Source organism: Microbacterium sp. B19(2022) (assembly GCF_012030385.1).
GTDB classification, from domain to species: domain Bacteria; phylum Actinomycetota; class Actinomycetes; order Actinomycetales; family Microbacteriaceae; genus Microbacterium; species Microbacterium oxydans_B.
The window spans coordinates 24,226-42,547 of the sequence record NZ_JAAUVO010000002.1 but is presented as its reverse complement, the minus strand read 5'-3'; the positions used below and the strand labels follow the sequence as shown (position 1 = coordinate 42,547).

Sequence of the window (18,322 nt, the reverse complement as noted above, 5' to 3'; positions counted from 1 at the left end):
CGTAAGGATTCCGTGAGGGACCCGCATCCGACCGTAGGGATTCCGTGAGGATCGCGTGAGGATGCCGTCAGCAGGCGTAGTGTCGCCGGACGTGTCCAACGAAAACAGGGAGAGCGCGGACGCGCCCCCGCGCGCGAAGCGCATCATCATCGGGGAACCGCTGACGAGCCAGCAGGTCGACGATCAGCTGCTCCCCAAGCGCATGGCACTGCCGATCTTCGCGTCGGACGCGCTGAGCTCCGTGGCCTACGCGCCGCAGGAACTCGTGATGATCCTGCTGATCGGCGGGCTCACCTTCCTCTCCTTCACGCCGCTCGTCGCGATCTCGGTCGTGGTGCTGCTGATCGTGGTCGTGCTCAGCTACCGGCAGCTCATCAAGGCCTACCCCTCGGGCGGCGGCGACTACGAGGTCGCGTCGAAGAACCTGGGCGAGATCCCCGGCGTGATCGTCGCCGCGGCCCTCCTGGTCGACTACGTGCTGACCGTGGCCGTGTCGGTCGCATCCGGCGTCGACAACATCATCTCGGCGGTGCCCGGCCTCGACCCGTTCCGCGTGGAACTCGCGGTCGGCTTCGTGATCCTCATCATCGTCGTGAACCTGCGCGGGGTTCGCGAGGCGTCTCTCGTCTTCGCGATCCCGACGTATGTCTTCATCGCCTCCGTCGGCATCATGATCGTCACCGGCCTGATCCGCACCTTCCTGGGCGATGCTCCCGTGGCCTCGAGTGCGGACTTCTCCGTGCAGGCCGAGAGTCTCAGCCAGGCCGCGGTGATCCTGCTGATCCTGCGCGCGTTCTCGAGCGGATGCTCCGCCCTCACCGGCGTCGAGGCCGTGTCGAACGGGGTTCCCGCGTTCCGGGCGCCCAAGGTGCGCAACGCCCAGTCGACGCTCGTCCTGATGGGGTCGATCGCCGCCTGTCTGTTCGCCGGACTCACCGCCCTCGCCCTCATCACCGGCGTGCACTACGCCGAGAACCCGTGCGACCTGATCGGGTTCGACTGCACGAACCCGCAACCGAGCCTGATGGCGCAGATCGCCTCGGCCACGTTCGGCGGCGGCAGCATCGCCTTCTTCATCGTGCAGGCCGCGACCGCGTGCGTGCTGCTGCTCGCCGCGAACACCGCCTTCAACGGGTTCCCGCTGCTGGGCGCCGTGCTCGCCCGCGACGGCTACGCCCCGAAGTCGCTCAACACCCGCGGCGACCGCCTGGTGTTCTCGAACGGCATGATCCTGCTCGGGATCGCGGCGATCGCGGTGCTCGTGGTGTTCCAGGCAAAGCTGACCACCCTGATCCAGCTGTACATCATCGGCGTCTTCGTGTCGTTCTCGCTCGGCCAGATCGGCATGGTGCGGCACTGGCGGCGTGTGCTGCGCGGGCCGGTCGAAAGCAAGGCAGGATCCGGTATCGACGGGGCATCGGCATCCGACCGCCGCTCGGCGAAGATCGGTCTCGTCATCAACTCGGCCGGCGCGGTGATGACCGTGCTCGTGCTCCTCATCGTGACGATCACCAAGTTCACGCACGGCGCCTACCTGGTGTTCTTCGCGATCCCCGTCCTCGCCTTCCTGATGCTGGGCGTGAAGCGGTACTACCGCGACGTCGAACACGAGATCGCGATCGACGACACCACCAAGTTCGGCGCGACCGGCGACCTCGCCATCGTGCTCGTCAACCGACTGCAGAAGCCCGTCGTGAAGGCCATCGACTATGCGATCGCGGCCAAGCACGGCAAGACCCTCGCGGTGCACGTGGCCGTGGCCTCCGACGACGCCGCCACGCTGCAGCAGGAGTGGGCCGACCACCTCGTGCCCATCCCGCTCGTGATCGTCGAGTCGCCGTACCGCTCGTTCGCGCAGCCGGTCACCCAGTTCATCAAGCAGTACCGCGAGAAGCACGGCTCCTCCGTCGTGACGGTATACCTGCCGCAGTACATCGTGGGGCACTGGTGGGAGTCGTTCCTGCACAACCGTCGCGCCCGCCGGCTCGCGAACCAGCTGATGCTCGTCCACGGGGTGTCGATCACCCTCGTGCCCTGGCTGCTCGACTCGTCGGAGCTCATCTACGGCCGCCGCTCCCGTCCGCTGCCGGGTCAGCAACGCGCAGGTCGCCCCGTGGTCGTGAACGGACGCCGCGCGCACCGGCCCGGGGGTCCGCCGCAGGAGTAGACGCCGCAGCTCTCGTCACACTCCGGCGAGAACCGAACCGAGGATGCCGGCGGCCTCGGCGAAGCGGGTGGGGTCGGCATTCGCGTAGTTGAGCCGCACGTACGAGCCGGAGGGCTCGGCGGGGAACCACTCGGACCCGGGGGCGATGATCACACCGCGCACCTCGCAGTCGCGGACGACCTGTGCGACATCCGTCCCCTCGGGGAGCCGCACCCACAGGTTCAGGCCGCCTGCCGGGATGCCCTCGACCTGCGCCGACGGGGCGTGCTCGGCCAGGCTCGAGACCAGCAAGTCGCGGCGCGCGCGCAGGTGCTCGCGGAACCCGCGCAGGTGCGTGCGCCAGGCAGGCTGCGTGACCACGTCGAGCGCGGCGGCCTGCAGCAGCCCGCTCACGTACATGGACTCCGCCGCACGGTCGGCCAGGATCCGCTCCCGCGCAGGCCCCCGGGCGATCACGGCCGCGACGCGCAGCGCGGGCGAGGCGCTCTTGGTGAGGGAGCGCAGGTACACGACATGGCCGTCGTCGTCGGATGCGGCGATCGGTCGCGGCTCGGCATCGATCCCCAGGTCGTGCGCCCAGTCATCCTCGATCAGGAAAGCCCCATGCTGGCGCACGGTCTCGAGAACGGCCTCCCCCGTCGCGGTCGACCACTGCGCGCCGGTCGGGTTGGCGAACGTCGGCTGCGCGTAGAACGCTCGGGCTCCCGTCTGCGCGAACGCCCGCTCCACGTCATCCGGATCGGGGCCCTGGGGCCCGGAGGGGATCGGCACCAGCACGACACCCGCCTGCGCGGCGGCGAGCAGCGCACCCCAGTAGGTGGGTGACTCGACGAGCAGCGGCTGTCCTGGGCCCACGACCGCACGGAAGATCGAGCTCAGCCCGCTCTGGCTGCCCGAGATGATGAGGGCATCCCGCGCCGATGCGGGTGTGACGCCGGCGGGTGCGGTGGCGGCGAGCTCTCCCGCGAACCAGGCCTGCAGCTCCGGCAGCCCCGCGGCGGGCGAGCGGGTCAGTGCTTCATCGGTGCGCGCGGCGCGCACGAGCGCCTGCCGCACCAGCCGCGCCGGCAGCAGTTCGACCGCGGGGTAGCCGGAGTGGAGCCCGATCGCCTCCGGGGAGACCGTGCGCTGCGTGGACGACAGGCCCACGAGTCCCGAGGGCGCCGTGCCGAGCGCTGCGGTCTGCCAGCCGTAGTCCGCCGAGCGGGCGGCGCGGATCGCGCGGACGAAGGTGCCGGCGCCCGGACGCGACTCCACCAGCCCGAGCCGGACGAGCTGCTGCATCGCCTTCTGCACCGTGACCGGGCTCGCCCCGTATTCCGCCATGAGCGCCCGGTTCGACGGCACGCGCGCCCCCGGAGATGCCGAGGCGACCCATGCGCGGACACCGGCGACGATCCGGTCACTGCTATCCTGACTCATGAAAGTAGAGAGTAGCGTTATCGCTCCGGGATCGACAGTGCTATCGACGCGCGCCGGCCTCTGGTGGGGGCTACTCGGCGTCACCGCCTTCTCGTTCACCCTCCCGTTCACACGGATCGCCGTCGACGGCCTCTCCCCGCTGTTCATCGGCGCAGGGCGCGCGGTCGTCGCCGCCCTCCTCGCAGGCATCGCCCTGGCCGCGACACGGCAGCGCATCCCCACACGAGTGCAGTGGGGGCGACTGGCCATCGTCGCCGGCGGAGTCGTGGCCGGATTCCCGCTGCTCACCTCGTTCGCGATGACCACGACCCCCGCCAGTCACGGCGCCGTCGTGATCGGCCTGCTGCCCGCCGCGACCGCCGTCGCCGTGGTGGTCCGCACCGGCGAGCGCCCGAACCGCTCCTTCTGGATCTTCGCGATCGTCGGCGCGGTCGCCGCCGTCGTGTTCGCCGCCCTGCAGAACGGCGGACTCGGATCCCTCACCACTGCCGACCTGCTGCTGTTCGGAGCCGTGCTGGCCGCAGCGATCGGCTATGCGGAGGGCGGTCTGCTCGCCCGCGAGCTCGGCTCCTGGCAGACGGTGTCGTGGGCGCTGATCGCCGCCGCCCCACTCATGGGCGTCCTGACCATGGTGTCGGCGATCCAGCAGCCACCCGCGGCGAGCCCCGTGCAGTGGCTCGCCTTCGCCTACCTCGCCGCGGTGAGCATGTTCCTCGGATTCTTCGCCTGGTACCGCGGACTCGCGATCGGACCGATGGCGCAGGTGAGCCAGATCCAGCTCGTCCAGCCCGTGATGAGCATCGCGTGGGCCGCCCTCCTGCTGCACGAGCCGATCGGCTGGGCCACCGCCGTCGGAGGTCTCGCGGTCATCGCCTGCGCCGCACTCGCGGTGCGCACCCGCCTGAAAGACCGCCCCCGAACCGAACGGCCGCCCCGAGAAGAGGAGTCCTGATGCGCCACGCACCCCGCTATCTGATGACCGACCCCGACGAGGTCAAGCGCCTCATCCGCGGCAACCCGTGGGCGGCGTTCGTCTCCCCGACGAGCACCGGACTCGTCGCCTCGCACTACCCCGCGCTGCTCATCGAGGACGAGGAGGGCATCGTGATCGCCAGCCATTTCGGACGGCCCGACGATGAGCTCCACGAACTCGGTCGGCACGAGGTTCTCGTGATCATCCAGGGGCCGCACGACTACGTCTCACCGAGCCTGTATGCGCCGGGCGACCTGGTCCCCACGTGGAACCACGTGACCGCGCACCTCTACGGCACCCCAGAGATCCTCAGCGAGGAGGAGAACTACGCCATGCTCACGCAGTTGACCGACCACTTCGAGAACGGGCAGGACCACGGTCGGCATCTGTCGGAGGACGAGCCGGGCACCCGTCGAGCAGCGAAGGGAACCGTCGGCCTGCGGATGCGCGTCGCGCGCTTCGACGCGCGCGCCAAGCTCAGCCAGAACAAGCCGCCCGAGGTGCGCGACAACATCACCGCGCGGTTCGCCGAGACGAACAGCGCACTCGCGTCGGAGATGCGGCGGGTCAGCGGGGAACGACCGTGATCGGTCTCTAGATGCAGGCCCAGCAGTACACGCGGTGGCCGGATGCGGCGGCGCGACGCGCGAGAGCGGCGAGGTCGCGCGCGAACGCGGCCAACTGCGCCGGATCTGCACCCTCGAGCTCCTCGGTCTGCGACCACGGCTCGGCTACCTCGGCCAGGCGCGCGTCGTCGGCTGCGGCGAGCGCCGATGCCAAAGCATCCGTCACCGTGATGACGATCCGGTCGTAGTCTTCGCTCATCGCGAGGTTGTGGCCGGCGCGGGGGTCTTCGGTCACGTCGTCGTACGGGGTGCCCGTGAGCAGCGCCTCGAGCGTGCCGAGCTGCACGACGGGATCGATACCGCCGAGCGTGCCGGCGTCGAAACCGGAGTCCGTCGCGGTCGGCCCGCCCTCCACGTCGAGGACCCTCACGGCCTCTTCGTCGGATGCGGCGGAGAAGTAGTCGTAGATCACACTCATGCTCGACATCCTGCCAGGCCGCGCCGACCTCGAGCTGCCGTGACGCTAGTCACCCCAGGTCGTGACGGGGCGACACTTCCGCGGAATCCGGCGGTCGGATGGACTGGGTACAGACGCGGAACCCGATCCGCTGATCGAGAAAGAGCCTCATGCGCAAGCCCTGGAAAGTCGTCCTCACCACCCTCGGAGTCATCGTGGCGGTGCCCGTGCTCGCCATCGCCTCCACAGCGATCGGCAACGTGATCGCGATGCAGGTCGAGACAACCGCATTCACGCCGTACGGCGAGCCGGTGACGGTCGACGGCAAGTCCATGAACGTCGTCGTGGCCGGGGAGGGTGACGAGACCATCGTGCTGCTGCCCGGACTCGGCACGGCCGCGCCCGCGCTCGACTTCGAACCGCTGATCGCCGAGCTGCAGGACGACTACCGGGTGGTCGCGGTAGAGCCCTTCGGCACCGGGCTCAGCGACCAGACCGATGTCCCACGCACCGGCGAAAACATCGCCCGCGAGGTGCACGAGGCGCTGCAGGAGCTGGGCATCGACCGGTATGCGCTGATGGGGCACTCGATCTCCGGCATCTACGCCCTCACCTACACCGCCGCCTACTCCGACGAGGTCACGGCGTTCATCGGCATCGACAGCAGCGTGCCCGACCAGCCGGGGTGGGACGATCCCATCCCCACGTCGACCATCGCCACGCTCTCCGGGCTCGGAGTCACGCGGGTGCTGAGCGCGATCGCTCCCGATCCTTACGAGGGCCTGCCGTACGACGACGAGACGAAGGACCGGATGCGGGTGCTCAGCGCCCGGAACGCGGCCGCACCGACGCTGCTCGACGAGATGGATCGTGCCTCCTCGAACTTCGCCGCCGTCAGCGGCACGACCTTCCCCAGTGACCTTCCCGTGCTGCTGTTCATCGTCGACGAGGATGCCGAGGTCTCCGGCTGGCGGGAGCTGCACGAGGCGCAGGCCGCGAGTGTCGACCGTGGCGAGGTCGTCGGGATCGACGGCGGCCACTACCTCCACCACACGGAGTCGCCCGAGCTGGCGGCACAGACCCGCGTGTTCCTGGATTCGCTCGCGACCGCCTGACCGACAGGCACCCGCTCCCCCGGTCGCGTGGCTAGCCCGAGACGAGCCACAGCACGAGCACGGCGGCGAGCACCGTCGGCACAGCGGCCACCACTCCCCACAGCAGGAAGCGGCTCCACCGGATCGTCACCCCCAGCGCGACGATCCGGTTGTGCCAGAGCAGGGTCGCGAGCGAGGCCCACGGAGTGATGAGCGGGCCGATGTTCACGCCGATCAGCAGCGCCATCAGCGCGACGGGGTCACCGGCCGCGGGTTCGAGCACGAGATATGCCGGGAGGTTGTTGATCGCGTTGGCGCTCACGGCCCCGAGCGCGGCCAGTCGGAACAGGTCACCGGGAGCGTCGCCGGTCGCCGTCGGCGAGGTGAGGAAGCCGAAGAGCCCCTGCGCGTGCGCAGACTCGACCAGCACGAACAGCGACGCCGCGAGAGCGAGCGCCTGCCACGGGACGAGCGAGAGGCGCAGCGCCCGCCGTCGCCGCACCGCGAACAGGCTGATCAGCGCGAGGGCAGCGGCCGCGGCCGGGATCCAGACATCGTGGGTGAGAGCGAGCAACGGCATCAGGACGAGAAGGACGCCGGTGGCGCTCCAGAACAGAGCCGGATCGGCGGGACGCCGTGGCACCGGCGTCTCATACGCGCCGAAGACCGTGCGCCGATGCATGATGGTGAGGATCGCGACGGGCACGAGGATGCCGACGAGCGTGGGCGCCCAGCTCAGCGCGAAGAACGCCCCCGGCCCGTCGCCGATGGCCGGGGCGGCGAGCAGATTCGTGAGGTTCGAGACCGGGAGCGCGAGCGATGCCGTGTTCGCGAGCCACACGGTCGCCAGCGCGAACGGAAGGGGTGAGACGCCGATGCTCTGCGCCAGGACGACCACCACCGGAGTGACGATCACGGCGGTCGTGTCGAGAGACAGGAACACCGTGCTCACCACGGCGAGCGCCACGACCAGCGCCCACAGCGCGAGCACCCGTCCTCGACCCCAGCGGGCGAGTTGCTGCGAGACGACGTCGAACACGGCCGCGTCACGGGCGAGCTCGGCGACGATCGTGATCGCGACGACGAAACCCAGAACGGGGGCGGTCCGCTCGCCGAGCGCCCCGGCATCGGAGCGCGGCAGGAACCCGGTGAGCACGCAGACGAGGGCGACCACGACGAGTGCGCCGACGACCCACGTCCCGGCCCCGATCCGCAGCTTCCTGATCCCCACCTCGTGAGCATAGGGCCGAACCGTGAGCAACCCGTATGCATCCTCGGCGGGGGTGTAGGGGAACCGTGAGGATCGACGGATCCGCCCGCGCACGGGAGTTGTATCGGATCCGTGCTCGACATCATCTACATCGCGCTGACTCTCGCGCTGTTCGCCCTCGTCTCCCTGGTCGCCAAGGCGGTGGACCGCGCATGATCGTCTTCGAGATCATCGCGGCCGTCGTCGCCGTCGCGGCCGTCGTCTACCTCGTGGTCGCGCTCGTCGCCCCGGAGCGATTCTGATGGGCGCGGCGATCTGGTTCGGCATCCTGCAGCTCACGGCCGTCGTGGTCGTGCTCGTGCTGCTCTACCGCCCGCTCGGCGACTACATCGCCCGGGTGTACTCCTCGGCGAAGGACCTGCGCGTCGAGCGCGGCGTCTACCGGCTGATCGGCGTCGACTCCTCCTCCGAGCAGACCTGGCGCGCCTACGCCCGCAGCGTGCTCGCGTTCTCGGTCGTCGGGCTGCTGCTCGTCTACGGGCTGCAGCGGCTGCAGGCGTTCCTGCCGCAGTCTCTGGGGCTGCCCGCCGTGCCCGAAGGACTCGCATTCAACACCGCGGCATCCTTCGTCGCGAACACCAACTGGCAGTCGTACTCGCCCGAGCAGACCATGGGCTACACCGTGCAGCTCGCCGGCCTCACGGTGCAGAACTTCGTCTCGGCGGCGGTCGGACTCGCCATCGCGATCGCGCTGATCCGCGGCCTCGCGCGCCGGGGCTCGGCGACCATCGGCAACTTCTGGGTCGACCTGATCCGCGGTCTCGGCCGCATCCTCCTCCCGATCGCCCTGATCGGTGCGGTGGCCCTCCTCGCGGGCGGCGTGATCCAGAACTTCGCGGGCTTCACCGACGTCACCACCGTGTCGGGCGGCACCCAGACCATCCCGGGCGGACCGGTCGCCTCGCAGGAGGCGATCAAGCTCCTCGGCACCAACGGCGGCGGCTTCTTCAACGCCAACTCCGCGCATCCGTTCGAGAACCCGACCGGGTTCACGAACCTGCTGGAGGTGCTGCTGATCCTCGTCATCCCGTTCTCCCTCCCTCGCACGTTCGGCCGTATGGTCGGCGACCACCGACAGGGCTACGCGATCGCCGCGGTCATGGGCACGATCTTCCTGATCTCGACGTTCGCCCTCTCGGCGCTCGAGCTGGCCGGCCGCGGCAGCGCACCCGAGCTCGCCGGAGCGGCGATGGAGGGCAAGGAGGTGCGCTTCGGCATCCTCGGCTCCACGCTGTTCGGCAGCGCCAGCACGCTCACCTCGACCGGTGCGGTCAACTCGATGCACGACTCGTACACGGCACTCGGCGGCATGATGCCGATGCTGAACATGATGCTCGGCGAGGTCGCCCCCGGCGGCGTCGGCTCGGGCCTCTACGGCATGCTCGTGCTCGCGATCATCGCCGTGTTCGTCGGCGGACTGCTCGTCGGACGCACCCCCGAGTACCTCGGCAAGCGCATCGGTCCGCGGGAGATCAAGCTCGCGAGCCTCTACATCCTCGTCGTCCCGGCACTGGTCCTCGGCGGTACGGCCCTGAGCTTCGCGATCCCCGGCATCCGGGAAGACGTGGAGGCCACCAGCATCCTGAACCCGGGCGTACACGGCATGAGCGAAGTGCTCTACGCGTTCACCTCGGCCGCGAACAACAACGGCTCGGCCTTCGCCGGACTCACCGCCAACACCCCGTGGTTCAACACCGCTCTCGGCGTCGCGATGCTGCTCGGACGCTTCCTCCCCATCGTGCTCGTGTTGGCTCTCGCCGGATCGTTCGCGGCCCAGGAGCGGGTGCCCGCCACCTCGGGCACGCTGCCCACCCACCGGCCGCAGTTCGTCGGCCTCCTCCTCACCGTGACGGTCGTCGTGACCGCCCTCACCTACTTCCCCGTGCTCGCACTGGGACCCCTCGCCGAAGGACTCGTCTGACCATGACCCTCATCACCACGCCTTCTGAATCCCCGTCCGAACAGCAGGATGCTGCGGCATCCGCCCCCGCGCAGCCGACGCGCTCCTTCGGCTGGTCGCAGCTCGTCGCGGCCCTGCCCGGCGCCCTGCGCAAGCTGAACCCCGCAGCCCTCGTCCGCAACCCCGTGATGCTGCTGGTCTGGGTCGGTGCCGCGTTCGCGACCGTGCTGGCGATCGCCGAGCCGTTCCTCGGCGGTCCGGCCGACTCGGGTGGTACTCCTGTCCCCGCGCCGTTCACCTGGGGCATCGCGGTGTGGCTCTGGCTGACGGTGCTGTTCGCGAACGTCGCCGAGTCGGTCGCCGAAGGCCGCGGCAAGGCGCAGGCCGCGAGCCTGCGCAAGACCCGCACCAGCACGATGGCCCGCCGGGTGGTCGGATACGACGCGGCTTCGGATGCTGTCGCCGAGCGCGCCGAGACCCTCGAGGTCTCGTCCGCCGAACTGCAGCGCGATGACGTCGTGATCGTGGCAGCCGGCGAGCTGATCCCCGGCGACGGCGACATCATCGCGGGCATCGCGACCGTCGACGAGTCGGCCATCACGGGCGAGAGCGCCCCGGTGATCCGCGAGTCGGGCGGCGACCGCAGCGCCGTCACCGGCGGCACGCGCGTGCTGTCCGACCGGATCGTGGTGCGCATCACCTCGAAGCCCGGTGAGACGTTCGTCGACCGGATGATCGCCCTCGTCGAAGGCGCCAGCCGCCAGCGCACCCCGAACGAGATCGCGCTGAACATCCTGCTCGCCAGCCTGTCGATCATCTTCGTGGTCGTGGTGCTCGCCCTCAACCCGATCGCCTCGTACGCCGCGTCGCCCGTCAGCATTCCGGTGCTCATCGCCCTGCTCGTCTGCCTGATCCCGACCACCATCGGCGCACTGCTCTCGGCCATCGGCATCGCCGGGATGGACCGACTCGTGCAGCGCAACGTGCTGGCCATGTCGGGGCGCGCCGTGGAGGCCGCGGGCGACGTCACCACGCTGCTGCTCGACAAGACCGGCACCATCACCTACGGCAACCGCCGTGCGCACGAGGTCCTGCCTCTCCCGGGCATCGATGCGGACGAGCTGCTGCGGGTCGCGGCACTGTCGTCGCTCGCAGACCCCACCCCGGAGGGCGCCTCGATCGTCGAGCTCGCCGCCGCCCGCGGCATCCGCGTCATCGCTCCGGAGGATGCCGTGGTCGTGCCGTTCACGGCGCAGACCCGCATGTCGGGACTCGACCTCGCCGACGGCACGCAGATCCGCAAGGGCGCAGGTTCCGCGGTGCGGGCGTGGCTCGGGCTCGACGCCGAGGATGCGGAGCTCACCACCCGCACCGACACCGTCGCCGAAAGCGGTGGGACCCCGCTCGTGGTGGCGGTGACGACCCCCGGCGCGGAAGGCCGCGTCCTCGGGGTCGTGCACCTCAAAGACATCGTCAAGGACGGTCTGCGCGAGCGGTTCGACGAGCTGCGCAGCATGGGCATCCGCACGGTGATGATCACGGGCGACAACCCGCTGACCGCGAAGGCGATCGCTGCGGAGGCCGGGGTCGACGACTTCCTCGCCGAGGCGACGCCCGAGGACAAACTAGCCCTCATCCGCCGCGAGCAGGAGGGCGGACGCCTGGTCGCGATGACCGGCGACGGCACGAACGACGCCCCCGCGCTCGCGCAGGCCGACGTCGGCGTCGCCATGAACACCGGCACCTCGGCCGCGAAGGAGGCCGGCAACATGGTCGACCTCGACTCCGACCCGACCAAGCTGATCGACATCGTGCGCATCGGCAAGCAGCTGCTCATCACCCGGGGCGCTCTCACCACGTTCTCGCTCGCGAACGACGTGGCGAAGTACTTCGCGATCATCCCGGCGATGTTCATGGGGGTGTTCCCCGGACTCGCGGCGCTCAACGTCATGCAGCTGCACTCGCCGGCGTCCGCCGTGACCAGCGCGATCATCTTCAACGCGATCGTGATCGTGTTCCTCATCCCGCTCGCCCTGCGCGGCGTGAAGTACCGCCCGGCGAGCGCCTCGCAGATCCTGCAGCGCAACCTGCTCATCTACGGACTCGGCGGTGTGATCGCCCCGTTCATCGGCATCAAGATCATCGACCTCGTCGTCAGCCTCATCCCGGGCTTCTGACCCGGCTCGGAAAAGGAATCCAGACATGTCCTCCACACGCACCGCGGCCCGCACCACCGGGGTCGCCATCCGCGCGATGCTCGTCCTCACCCTCGTGCTCGGTGTCGGCTACACGCTCCTGGTCACGGGCATCGGGCAGCTCGCCCTCCCCTGGCAGGCGAACGGCTCACCCCTCCCCGACGACAGAGGCAGCTCACTGATCGGCCAGCCGTTCACGAACGCCGACGGCGAGGCCCTGCCGGAGTACTTCCAGTCCCGCCCCTCCGCGGCCGGCGACGGCTACGACGGCGCAGGCTCCAGCGGCAGCAACCTCGGCCCGGAGAACCCCGACCTGGTCGCGTCCATCGCCGACCGCCAGGCCGCGATCGCGGAGCGCGAGGGTGTGAAGGTGTCCGAGGTGCCGGCCGACGCGGTCACGGCTTCCGGATCGGGCCTCGACCCCCACATCAGCGTCGCCTACGCCCTGTTGCAGGTGCCGCGCGTGGCCGAGGCGCGCGGGCTCCCGGAACAGCAGGTCGAGGACCTCGTGGAGTCTAGGATTCAAGGGCGGGATCTGGGATTCCTCGGCGAGGAGCGCATCAACGTCGCCGAGCTCAACCTCGCGCTGGACGACCAGGAGGGCGAATGAGCGCAGATCGGACGCATCGCCCGGCACCGGAGCACCCCCGTCGCGGCCGCCTCCGGGTGCTGCTGGGCGCCGCTCCCGGCGTGGGCAAGACGTTCGAGATGCTCGCCGAGGGGCGGCGCCTGCGCGAAGAGGGACACGACGTCGTCATCGCGATCGTCGAGACCCATGAGCGCGCGGCCACCCTCGCGCAGACGGTCGGGCTGCCGGAGGTGCCCCGCCGCGTCGAAGACCACCGCGGCGTCGCCCTGACCGAACTCGACCTCGACGCCGTGCTCGCCCGGGCTCCCGAGATCGCCCTGGTCGACGAGCTCGCACACACGAACACCCCCGGCTCGCGGCATCCGAAGCGCTGGCAAGACGTGGACGACCTGCTGGCCGCCGGCATCGACGTCGTCACCACCGTCAACGTGCAGCACATCGAGTCGCTCAACGCCGTGGTCGAGAAGATCACCGGCATCGCGCAGCAGGAGACGATCCCGGATGCCGTGGTGCGGGCCGCGGACGAGATCGAGGTCGTCGACTTGGCGCCCCAGTCGCTGCGGGATCGACTCTCCGCGGGGCTGGTGTACCCGGCCGAACGGATCGATGCCGCCCTGTCGAACTACTTCCGCCTCGGCAACCTCACCGCACTGCGCGAGCTCGCCCTGCTCTGGCTCGCCGACGAGGTCGACAGCGCCCTGCGCACCTACCGCGCCGAGCAGGGGATCGAGGGCACCTGGCAGGCGCGAGAGCGTGTGGTCGTGGCGCTGACCGGCGGCCCCGAAGGCGAGACCCTGCTGCGTCGCGGTGCGCGGATCGCCGCCCGCTCGGCCGGTGGAGAGCTGCTGGCCGTGCACATCTCGGCCCAGGACGGACTGCGCAACGAGACCCCGGGCGCCCTCGCCGCGCAGCGCACCCTCGTGGAGTCTCTCGGCGGCAGCTACCACCAGGTGGTCGGCGACGACATCCCCGCCACCCTGGTCGAGTTCGCACAGGGAGTGGATGCCACGCAGCTCGTCATCGGGGTCAGCCGTCGCAGTCGACTCGCCGCCGCGCTCACCGGTCCCGGCATCGGATCGGAGGTGATCCGTCGCTCGGGCGACATCGACGTGCACATCGTCACCCACGCCGCCGCGGGCGGGCGACTCGCCCTGCCACGGATGACCGGCGGGGCACTCGGCTGGCGGCGGCAGCTGCTGGGCTTCGCGGTGGCCCTCGTGTTCGGACCCCTGCTGTCGTGGCTGATGTTCACCTTCCGCAGCCCCGAGTCGATCACGGCCGAGGTGCTCGCGTATCAGCTGCTCGTGGTCGTGGTCGCCCTCATCGGCGGCATCCGTCCTGCCGTGTTCGCCGCGGTGCTGTCCGGCGTCACACTGGACTTCCTCTTCGTCGCGCCGCTGTTCACCATCACGATCGCGCATCCGCTGCACGTGCTCGCCCTCGCCCTGTACGTGCTCATCGCGATCCTGGTGAGCATCATCGTCGACCAGGCGGCCCGACGCGCCCGCACCGCGCAGCGCGCCACCGCCGAAGCCGAGCTGCTCGCCGCTGTCGCCGGCAATGTGCTGCGGGGCGACAACGCGGTGCTGGCCCTCGCCAGCCGCACCCGGGAGGCGTTCGGGCTCAGCGGCGTGCGTGTGCTCTCCCCCGACGGCGACGTGCTCGCGAGCGACGGGGAGCCGGTCGCCGACGGACGCGCCACGAACATCCCGGTCGGCTCACGCCCCGGCGGCGGCCCGCGCGCGGTGCTCGAACTGAACGGCGAACCGCTGGCCGGGCCCGAGCGTCGGCTGCTCGACGCGATCGTCGCACAGCTGTCGGCCGCGCTCGAGCACACCGACCTGCGGGCGACCGCCAGCGAGGCCGAGGCCCTGGCCGAGACCGACCAGGTGCGCAGCGCGCTGCTGTCGGCCGTGAGCCATGATCTGCGGCGCCCGCTGGCCTCGGCCGTCGCGGCGATCGGCGGGCTCCGTGGTGCGCACGAGCTCTCGGCATCCGACCGTGCGGAGCTGCTCGCCACCGCCGACGAGAGCCTCGCCACCCTGTCGACCCTGGTCACCGACCTGCTCGACGTGAGTCGCGTGCAGGCCGGGGTGCTCGCGGTCTCCTCGTCGCGGATGGATGCCGCCGGCACGGTGCTCGCCGCCATCGACGAACTCGGGCTGGGCCCGGCCGACGTCGAGCTCGCCCTCGACCCCGACCTGCCGCCGGTGTTCGCCGACCCGGTGCTGCTGCAACGGGTGCTGGTGAACGTGCTCGCCAACGCGCACCGCCACGCGCCCGAGGGCAGCCGCGTGATCGTCTCGACCAGCACCCTCGGCGATCGCGCCGAGATCCGGGTGATCGACCGCGGCGACGGCGTCTCGCCCGAGCGGCGGGACCGCATCTTCCAGCCGTTCCAGCGCTTCGGCGACACCGACAACACCACGGGCCTCGGGCTCGGGCTCGCCCTGTCGCGCGGGTTCGCCGAGGGCATGGGCGGTACCCTGACACCCGAGGACACCCCCGGCGGGGGCCTCACCATGGTCATCTCCCTGCCGCTCGGCGCAGGGCATCACGACACGGAGGAGACGGAGTGAAGCTCCTCATCGCCGACGACGACCCGCAGATGGTGCGGGCGCTGCGGATCACTCTCGCCGCCCACGGATACGAGGTCGTCGTGGCGGCCGACGGTGCCGCCGCGGTCGCCGCCGCCGCGCAGACGCACCCCGACCTCATCATGCTCGACCTGGGCATGCCCCGGCTCGACGGCATCGAGGTCATCCAGGCGCTGCGCGGATGGACGAACGTGCCGATCATCGTGGTCTCCGGCCGCACCGGGTCTGCCGACAAGGTCGAGGCGCTGGATGCCGGCGCCGACGACTTCGTGACGAAGCCCTTCCAGATCGACGAACTGCTCGCCCGGCTGCGGGCGCTCTCCCGCCGGTCGATGCCGGCGAACGGGGAGTCGACGGTGGTGTTCGGCGACGTCGTGGTCGACCTCGCGACGAAGACGGTCACCCGCGCCGGCACCCGCGTGCACCTGACGCCGACCGAGTGGCGGATGCTCGAGCACCTGTCGCGGCATCCGGGAGCCCTGGTCACCCGGCAGGATCTGCTGAAGGAGATCTGGGGCAGCGAGCAGGTCTCCGACTCGGGCTACCTGCGGCTGTACATGTCGCAGCTGCGCAAGAAGCTCGAGCAGGAGCCGGCCGCGCCGGTGCATCTGCTCACCGAGGCGGGGATGGGCTACCGGCTCGTGCTCTGAGCTGCGCGTGCACGGCGTCGCACCACCGCCACGATGCCGACGACGACGAGCAGCACGGCCACGATGACCGCGGTGATCGCGGTGGGGGTGCTCTCGGGCTCCCCGGTGAGACGGCCGACCGCGAGCCAGGCCAGACCCCAGGCCGTCGCGAGAGCGGGGGCGATGCGACCTGTCGCCCACGCGGCAGCGGCACCGATCACCAGGACGACGACCAGCACGGCGATCGCCCAGGCATCCGCCGCCTGTGCCCAGCTCTCGGGCGCGATCTGGGTCAGCCAGGCCGCGGTGTTCGCGACCGTCGCGATCGTCACCCAGCCGAAGTGCAGACCGTTCGCCCCGTCGGTGAGGATGCGGTCGGCGAGGTTGCGTGCCGGGAAGCGCCCCAGCACCACGATCACCCGGGCGAGCACGGCCAGCAGCAGCGCGATCACCACGACCGTGAGCCAGAGCGTCAGATACCGTGCAGTCACGAGCCACAGCCCGTTCAGCACCATCGACGCAGCGATCCATCCGCCCACGGCCTGCTGGCGAGCATCCTGCCGCTGTGCGGGAAGCGCCTGCCACACCGTGTACGCGATGAGCCCGATGTAGATCAGGGACCAGATCGAGAAGGCGGGGCCGGCGGGCGCGAGGTATGACCCCTGCGCCGAGAGCGCGCCGTCCTGCAGGTCGTCGACGGATGCTCCGCCGAAGGCTCCTGCGCCCACGGCGGCCGCGATCAGCATGAACGATGCCGCCGCGATGATCAGGCTCTGCCGGCCGATGCCCTTCGTTCGTGAGTCCATGGTCGCGACCATACGGCGTGAGACGGCCGGTGCGCATCGGGGTTGACACCCGCCGAGGTTTTCGCTAACCAGGTTAGGAAAAACCTCAGGCCCGGGTGAAGGCCGCGTCGATCAGGACCTCGGCCGCACCGCGCGCCTGCACGGCCACGGAGGGGTCTTTCGAGATCGCCGCCGTACTCTGTGCCCCCTCGGCGAGGATCGACAGCTGTGCGGCGAGCGCCGCGGGCGCGCCCGTGTCGGCGACCAGGCCCGCCATGTACTCCTGGAACGACGCCTTGTGCGTGCGCACGATCTCGGCGACCTCGGGGTTCGTCCCGCCGAGCTCGCCGAACGCGTTGATGAACGCGCAGCCGCGGAAGTCGTCGGCGCAGAACCAGTTCTCAAGGTACCCGTAGACCGCGAGGAGGCGGGCGCGCGGGTCGTCGCCGGCATCCGTCACCGCCGTCGACAGCCCCGACTCCCACTGGGCGTGCCTGCGGGCGAGGACGGCGGTGACAATGTCGGTCTTCGCGGGAAAGAGGGAGTAGAGGCGGCGCAGCGACACGCCGGCCGCCGACCGCAGCTCGTCCATGCCCACCGCCGCGAATCCCTTGCGGTAGTAGAGCTCCTCGGCAGCGGCGAGGATGCGTTCGCTGGCGTCGTCTTCGGTCATACCCAGAAGTTTACTTGACATGAGAACGAACGTTCTCTAGATTGTTCATATCGAGAGAGAACGGTCGTTCTCACCGCAACCGAAAGGACCAGGATCATGGGTTACATCACCGTCGGAAACGAGAACAGCACCCCGATCGAGCTCTACTACGAAGACCAGGGTTCCGGTCAGCCCGTCGTCCTGATCCACGGCTACCCGCTCGACGGCCACAGCTGGGAGCGTCAGACCCGCGAGCTCCTCGCCCAGGGCTACCGCGTCATCACCTACGACCGCCGCGGCTTCGGTGGCTCCTCCAAGGTCAACGCCGGCTACGACTACGACACGTTCGCCGCCGACCTGAACACCGTGCTCGAGACCCTCGACCTGCGCGACGTCGTGCTCGTCGGCTTCTCGATGGGCACCGGAGAGCTCGCCCGCTACGTGGCGAAGTACGGCCACGACCGCGTCGCGAAGCTCGCCTTCCTCGCCTCGCTCGAGCCCTTCCTGGTGCAGCGCGACGACAACCCCGAGGGCGTGCCGCAGGAGGTCTTCGACGGCATCGAGGCCGCGGCGAAGGGCGACCGGTTCGCGTGGTTCACCGACTTCTACAAGAACTTCTACAACCTCGACGAGAACCTCGGCTCGCGCATCAGCGAGCAGGCCGTGACCGGCAGCTGGAACGTCGCGATCGGCAGCGCACCCGTCGCCGCCTACGCGGTCGTCTCGGCCTGGATCGAGGACTTCCGTGGCGACGTCGAGGCTGTCCGTGCCGCGGCCAAGCCCACCCTGATCCTGCACGGCACGAAGGACAACATCCTCCCGATCGACGCGACCGCGCGCCGCTTCCACCAGGCGGTGCCGGATGCCGACTACGTCGAGGTCGAGGGCGCCCCGCACGGCCTGCTCTGGACCCACGCCGACGAGGTCAACGCCGCGCTGAAGGACTTCCTCGCCAAGTAACCCCGTTCGCGCCGACGAGCCCGGCATCCACACGGATGCCGGGCTCGTCGCTGCGGCGTCCCGGGC

16 protein-coding genes are annotated in these 18,322 nt (G+C 70.2%); 11 read left to right on the top strand and 5 right to left on the bottom strand.

Annotation, left to right across the window (positions count from 1 at the left end; genetic code table 11):
* The first annotated feature begins 61 nt into the window (after nucleotides 1-61).
* On the top strand, nucleotides 62-2,167 hold the full coding sequence (locus HCX50_RS01930) for an APC family permease (protein ID WP_205828728.1): 2,106 nt from the start codon (nucleotides 62-64) through the stop codon (nucleotides 2,165-2,167).
* Between the two features lie 15 nt (nucleotides 2,168-2,182).
* On the opposite strand, the gene HCX50_RS01925 is transcribed toward HCX50_RS01930, so the two are convergent.
* Nucleotides 2,183-3,589, bottom strand: coding sequence for an aminotransferase-like domain-containing protein (locus HCX50_RS01925; protein ID WP_167632815.1), 1,407 nt, complete (start codon nucleotides 3,587-3,589; stop codon nucleotides 2,183-2,185).
* Between HCX50_RS01925 and HCX50_RS01920 the strand changes: the two genes are divergently transcribed.
* Together HCX50_RS01920 and HCX50_RS01915 are read left to right on the top strand one after the other, a co-directional pair.
* Nucleotides 3,588-4,541: a DMT family transporter gene (locus HCX50_RS01920; RefSeq protein ID WP_167632814.1), complete on the top strand. Its 954-nt coding sequence runs from the start codon at nucleotides 3,588-3,590 to the stop codon at nucleotides 4,539-4,541. The genes HCX50_RS01925 and HCX50_RS01920 overlap by 2 nt on opposite strands.
* Nucleotides 4,541-5,149 carry an FMN-binding negative transcriptional regulator gene (locus HCX50_RS01915; protein ID WP_167632813.1) on the top strand — a complete coding sequence of 203 codons (609 nt, stop codon included), beginning with the start codon at nucleotides 4,541-4,543 and terminating at the stop codon, nucleotides 5,147-5,149. Before HCX50_RS01920 ends, HCX50_RS01915 begins: the two co-directional genes overlap by 1 nt.
* Before the next feature lie 7 nt (nucleotides 5,150-5,156).
* Here HCX50_RS01915 and HCX50_RS01910 read toward each other — a convergent pair whose 3' ends face one another.
* Nucleotides 5,157-5,606 (bottom strand): hypothetical protein, encoded by a 450-nt coding sequence (locus tag HCX50_RS01910; protein ID WP_167632812.1) that lies wholly within the window; start codon nucleotides 5,604-5,606, stop codon nucleotides 5,157-5,159.
* Between the two features lie 149 nt (nucleotides 5,607-5,755).
* Between HCX50_RS01910 and HCX50_RS01905 the strand changes: the two genes are divergently transcribed.
* Nucleotides 5,756-6,700 carry an alpha/beta fold hydrolase gene (locus HCX50_RS01905; protein WP_167632811.1) on the top strand — a complete coding sequence of 315 codons (945 nt, stop codon included), beginning with the start codon at nucleotides 5,756-5,758 and terminating at the stop codon, nucleotides 6,698-6,700.
* A 31-nt stretch (nucleotides 6,701-6,731) separates the two neighbouring features.
* Here HCX50_RS01905 and HCX50_RS01900 read toward each other — a convergent pair whose 3' ends face one another.
* Nucleotides 6,732-7,895 carry an SLC13 family permease gene (locus tag HCX50_RS01900; RefSeq protein WP_167632961.1) on the bottom strand — a complete coding sequence of 388 codons (1,164 nt, stop codon included), beginning with the start codon at nucleotides 7,893-7,895 and terminating at the stop codon, nucleotides 6,732-6,734.
* A 206-nt stretch (nucleotides 7,896-8,101) separates the two neighbouring features.
* On the opposite strand from HCX50_RS01900, the gene HCX50_RS01895 reads away from it, so the two are divergent.
* Genes HCX50_RS01895 through HCX50_RS01870 form a run of 6 tightly spaced genes read left to right on the top strand, consistent with a single transcriptional unit; the run spans nucleotide 8,102 to nucleotide 15,880 of the window.
* Nucleotides 8,102-8,191, top strand: coding sequence for a potassium-transporting ATPase subunit F (locus tag HCX50_RS01895; protein WP_091032739.1), 90 nt, complete (start codon nucleotides 8,102-8,104; stop codon nucleotides 8,189-8,191).
* Nucleotides 8,191-9,870: a potassium-transporting ATPase subunit KdpA gene (gene kdpA / locus HCX50_RS01890; protein ID WP_167632810.1), complete on the top strand. Its 1,680-nt coding sequence runs from the start codon at nucleotides 8,191-8,193 to the stop codon at nucleotides 9,868-9,870. Before HCX50_RS01895 ends, kdpA begins: the two co-directional genes overlap by 1 nt.
* A 2-nt stretch (nucleotides 9,871-9,872) precedes the next feature.
* Nucleotides 9,873-12,026: a potassium-transporting ATPase subunit KdpB gene (gene kdpB / locus HCX50_RS01885; RefSeq protein ID WP_167632809.1), complete on the top strand. Its 2,154-nt coding sequence runs from the start codon at nucleotides 9,873-9,875 to the stop codon at nucleotides 12,024-12,026.
* Nucleotides 12,027-12,051: 25 nt separating this feature from the next.
* On the top strand, nucleotides 12,052-12,654 hold the full coding sequence (gene kdpC / locus HCX50_RS01880; RefSeq protein ID WP_167632808.1) for a potassium-transporting ATPase subunit KdpC: 603 nt from the start codon (nucleotides 12,052-12,054) through the stop codon (nucleotides 12,652-12,654).
* A complete protein-coding gene (locus tag HCX50_RS01875; RefSeq protein ID WP_167632807.1) occupies nucleotides 12,651-15,212 on the top strand; it encodes an ATP-binding protein in 2,562 nt (853 codons plus the stop codon). The genes kdpC and HCX50_RS01875 overlap by 4 nt, the downstream gene beginning before the upstream one ends.
* Nucleotides 15,209-15,880 carry a response regulator gene (locus tag HCX50_RS01870; protein ID WP_091032752.1) on the top strand — a complete coding sequence of 224 codons (672 nt, stop codon included), beginning with the start codon at nucleotides 15,209-15,211 and terminating at the stop codon, nucleotides 15,878-15,880. Before HCX50_RS01875 ends, HCX50_RS01870 begins: the two co-directional genes overlap by 4 nt.
* On the opposite strand, the gene HCX50_RS01865 is transcribed toward HCX50_RS01870, so the two are convergent.
* Nucleotides 15,862-16,665, bottom strand: a complete 804-nt coding sequence (locus HCX50_RS01865) for a tryptophan-rich sensory protein (protein WP_167632806.1) — start codon at nucleotides 16,663-16,665, stop codon at nucleotides 15,862-15,864. The two genes, HCX50_RS01870 and HCX50_RS01865, sit on opposite strands and share 19 nt — an antisense overlap.
* Before the next feature lie 85 nt (nucleotides 16,666-16,750).
* Entirely contained in the window at nucleotides 16,751-17,317 is a 567-nt protein-coding gene (locus HCX50_RS01860) for a TetR/AcrR family transcriptional regulator (RefSeq protein WP_091032757.1), read from the bottom strand.
* 96 nt (nucleotides 17,318-17,413) lie between these two features.
* Between HCX50_RS01860 and HCX50_RS01855 the strand changes: the two genes are divergently transcribed.
* Nucleotides 17,414-18,256, top strand: a complete 843-nt coding sequence (locus HCX50_RS01855; RefSeq protein WP_167632805.1) for an alpha/beta fold hydrolase — start codon at nucleotides 17,414-17,416, stop codon at nucleotides 18,254-18,256.
* The last annotated feature ends 66 nt before the right edge of the window (nucleotides 18,257-18,322 follow it).

Bases quoted from the DNA above. Each gene is read 5' to 3' on its own strand.
- kdpB (WP_167632809.1), top strand. From the start codon at position 9,873: ATGACCCTCATCACCACGCCTTCTGAATCCCCGTCCGAACAGCAGGAT.
- HCX50_RS01855 (WP_167632805.1), top strand. From the start codon at position 17,414: ATGGGTTACATCACCGTCGGAAACGAGAACAGCACCCCGATCGAGCTC.
- kdpA (WP_167632810.1), top strand. From the start codon at position 8,191: ATGGGCGCGGCGATCTGGTTCGGCATCCTGCAGCTCACGGCCGTCGTG.
- HCX50_RS01875 (WP_167632807.1), top strand. From the start codon at position 12,651: ATGAGCGCAGATCGGACGCATCGCCCGGCACCGGAGCACCCCCGTCGC.
- HCX50_RS01860 (WP_091032757.1), bottom strand. From the start codon at position 17,317: ATGACCGAAGACGACGCCAGCGAACGCATCCTCGCCGCTGCCGAGGAG.
- HCX50_RS01865 (WP_167632806.1), bottom strand. From the start codon at position 16,665: ATGGACTCACGAACGAAGGGCATCGGCCGGCAGAGCCTGATCATCGCG.
- kdpC (WP_167632808.1), top strand. From the start codon at position 12,052: ATGTCCTCCACACGCACCGCGGCCCGCACCACCGGGGTCGCCATCCGC.
- HCX50_RS01895 (WP_091032739.1), top strand. From the start codon at position 8,102: ATGATCGTCTTCGAGATCATCGCGGCCGTCGTCGCCGTCGCGGCCGTC.
- HCX50_RS01920 (WP_167632814.1), top strand. From the start codon at position 3,588: ATGAAAGTAGAGAGTAGCGTTATCGCTCCGGGATCGACAGTGCTATCG.
- HCX50_RS01910 (WP_167632812.1), bottom strand. From the start codon at position 5,606: ATGAGTGTGATCTACGACTACTTCTCCGCCGCATCCGACGAAGAGGCC.
- HCX50_RS01930 (WP_205828728.1), top strand. From the start codon at position 62: ATGCCGTCAGCAGGCGTAGTGTCGCCGGACGTGTCCAACGAAAACAGG.
- HCX50_RS01905 (WP_167632811.1), top strand. From the start codon at position 5,756: ATGCGCAAGCCCTGGAAAGTCGTCCTCACCACCCTCGGAGTCATCGTG.
- HCX50_RS01915 (WP_167632813.1), top strand. From the start codon at position 4,541: ATGCGCCACGCACCCCGCTATCTGATGACCGACCCCGACGAGGTCAAG.
- HCX50_RS01925 (WP_167632815.1), bottom strand. From the start codon at position 3,589: ATGAGTCAGGATAGCAGTGACCGGATCGTCGCCGGTGTCCGCGCATGG.